The following is a 2,316-nucleotide window of genomic DNA, read 5'->3' as shown; positions in this document are numbered from 1 at the left end:
GGACGACGTATGAGCACCACCACCACCACCACCACCGAGAGAAAATTCGTGACGATCGACGTCAACAACCCGGCCTACAACGTCGGCATGCTGCTCGACGCTGTCATGGCGAAGCTTGGCGTCAAGAACGACGCCGCCCTGTCGCGCGAACTGGGCGTCTCCCCGACGAACGTGAGCAATATCCGGAACGTCAAGGTCGCGCTGAGCGCGGCGATGATGATCCGCATCCACGATGTAGCGGACATGTCGATCACCACGATCCGCAGCTTCCTCGTCGGCCCGACCAAGTGAGTTGCGATTTTTGCGTGGCGCTGTCGGGGCGCTTCAATGCCCACCGGGAATGCTGCCAAATCCGCCTTTTGGCGGGGGCCCCCCAGCACGTGCGCCAGGTCGCTTACGACCAGGTCAGGCGGGAGGACGGCGAAACAGCGTTGGCCGGAGTCAAGGCGAGGCTGCGTGCGGAAGTGCAGCGTCAGCGCGAGCTGGCCTACACGCAAATAGAAAACCATCTCAACCATGAGGCCGCCAAAGGGCGGGCGGCCGCAACAGCACTGCTTACGAAAATGAAAGCCGAGAAGATGAACGTAGCACCGCTAGAGCGCGCGAATGTGCGTCGGCAGGGTTCTTTGCTGGAGCACGCATAATGGCCAGCAAACACGGATCGCCGAAGCGCCGCGTCAAGGCGTATCGCGAGAAAAAGTGTGCCGTGGGCGGCGGCCTGCAGGTGATCGCTGCCGGCGTATCCCGGCATGACGTGCGCATGATGAATGCGCTACCGATCAAGGGGGAAGAGGCGACCCTCATCTGCGTAAAATATTGGCGTGCGTTCGAGGATATCAAGCTGGGCGATGCAACCGAGACGTCGTATGTCTATCTCTGCACGGCCATGAACATTACGCTCTGTCTTGCCGAAACGGGCATTGGCGAAGAGTACGTTCCGGAAATGATACCGGCCCTGGAGGCGATGGCGCGGGCGGCGGAACGGGGCGCGAGGACCGGCCAGTACCGGCTCGACGGGCCGGGCATGGACGCGGTGAGCAATGCGCTGGCGATTCACGAGGCGCAGTGCGCCGTTGCGACCCGCGAAGACCTGTTCGCCGCCGAAACGATGATCGCCGCGCGGATCGCCGCCGGCCAGGTCCACCAGACACCGGCCAAAACCCACCGGCGAGCGCCTGCAGGAGCTAGGTATGAAATTTCCTGAGAAAAATTCACGCAGCGAGCAGATCCTGACAGCGTTCCTCAAGGGGCCAATGACGATCTATCAGGGCGCCGAGGTGCATGGGGATTTCGTCACGCGCAAGCTCCCGGCCGGCATCGACCACTGCAAGATGGTCGAGCTTTACTGCGATCTGGTCGAACGCGGCTGTCTGATTCGCGAGGGGATCAAATACAAACTAACGACACGCGCCCGGCACCAGCTCGAAAAGGAGAGCGCACCGGAAGCGCCGCGCTCGATCGTCCCGCCGCGCGTGCGCGACTTCTTCGCCAAGCCCCTGTTCCTTGGCTATTCGCCGGCGTTTCCGTGGCGCCGCGCGCTTTAAGGTGAAAATCTAAGTTAATCTTTAACCGGCTTTAGACTGCCCCGCGAATTGACCACGGAGGCAGTACAGATGAAAAATCGGGATGTAGTAGCAGAATATTGTGACGAGTGGGTGCGCTGGTGCCAGACGCGCAGCTTTTACATGCGGCCGGCCAGCAGCGGGACCCTTGGGCGCCTGCAGCCGTCCAAGGTAGGGAGGGAGCCAAACGCCCGCAACCACCCTGACATGCAGTATTTCAACATGGCCGTGCATACGTTGGCCGACATGAAGAAATGGAAGGGCAAGTTCCTGGCATTCAAGGCGTATTACGTCGGCGACGCCGCGCTGGCCAAGCAGGCGGCCGCCGCGCTGGGCATCAGCGAGCGGACCTATTATTATCATGTGAAAAGTTTTGGGCAGGCCGCCTACAGCATGAGCCACAGCATCAAGAAGGCCCACGAAGCGATGGCCGCGCCGGCGCTGCCGCCGGAACCGCCGCCGGCGCCGGTGCTGCACCAGCTCGGTTCGTTCATCCCCCCAGCCTGACCGGGGGGCGGCATGTCCAGCACCCTGTTCAAGGTTGGCAAGTATTACCACTACCGCTTCCGGCTCGCCGGTGGCGCGCGGCGCCAGCGCACCACCCACGAGGTAAACCACAAGCGCGCCCACGCGATCATGTCCAAGGCGTACGCCGATGCCGTCCTGCTCGCGAGCGGCATGCAGCTGGTCCCGACGCTGGAGGAATTGATCGAGCAATGGGAGGAACTGCGCGCGCCGATCGCCAGCAAGTCGC

5 protein-coding genes and 1 pseudogene are annotated in these 2,316 nt (G+C 62.3%); all 6 read left to right on the top strand.

Going from position 1 to position 2,316, the window contains the following annotated elements; all coding sequences use genetic code 11:
• A partial coding sequence (locus tag F1735_RS33020) for a hypothetical protein (RefSeq protein WP_167241165.1) occupies positions 1-291 on the top strand: 291 nt, incomplete at its 5' end.
• Between the two features lie 89 nt (positions 292-380).
• A complete protein-coding gene (locus F1735_RS33015; protein WP_167241163.1) occupies positions 381-644 on the top strand; it encodes a hypothetical protein in 264 nt (87 codons plus the stop codon).
• Entirely contained in the window at positions 644-1,204 is a 561-nt protein-coding gene (locus F1735_RS33010; RefSeq protein ID WP_167241161.1) for a hypothetical protein, read from the top strand. Before F1735_RS33015 ends, F1735_RS33010 begins: the two co-directional genes overlap by 1 nt.
• Positions 1,191-1,544 carry a hypothetical protein gene (locus tag F1735_RS33005; protein ID WP_167241160.1) on the top strand — a complete coding sequence of 118 codons (354 nt, stop codon included), beginning with the start codon at positions 1,191-1,193 and terminating at the stop codon, positions 1,542-1,544. Before F1735_RS33010 ends, F1735_RS33005 begins: the two co-directional genes overlap by 14 nt.
• A gap of 69 nt (positions 1,545-1,613) precedes the next feature.
• The gene (locus F1735_RS33000; RefSeq protein WP_167239939.1) at positions 1,614-2,069 is read left to right on the top strand and encodes a hypothetical protein; all 456 of its coding nucleotides are present in this window, start codon (positions 1,614-1,616) and stop codon (positions 2,067-2,069) included.
• Positions 2,070-2,081: 12 nt separating this feature from the next.
• Positions 2,082-2,316: pseudogene (locus tag F1735_RS32995) on the top strand (site-specific integrase); the annotation flags it as partial.

Origin of the sequence: Massilia genomosp. 1 (assembly GCF_011682185.1) — a bacterium.
GTDB lineage: Bacteria > Pseudomonadota > Gammaproteobacteria > Burkholderiales > Burkholderiaceae_D > Telluria_A > Telluria_A rubra.
The sequence above is the reverse complement of the archived record's forward strand: the minus strand, read 5'-3'. Positions and strand labels throughout refer to the sequence as shown.

Excerpts from the sequence above, each read along its gene's own strand:
- F1735_RS33010 (WP_167241161.1), top strand. The coding sequence starts at position 644 with ATGGCCAGCAAACACGGATCGCCGAAGCGCCGCGTCAAGGCGTATCGC.
- F1735_RS33000 (WP_167239939.1), top strand. The coding sequence starts at position 1,614 with ATGAAAAATCGGGATGTAGTAGCAGAATATTGTGACGAGTGGGTGCGC.
- F1735_RS33005 (WP_167241160.1), top strand. The coding sequence starts at position 1,191 with ATGAAATTTCCTGAGAAAAATTCACGCAGCGAGCAGATCCTGACAGCG.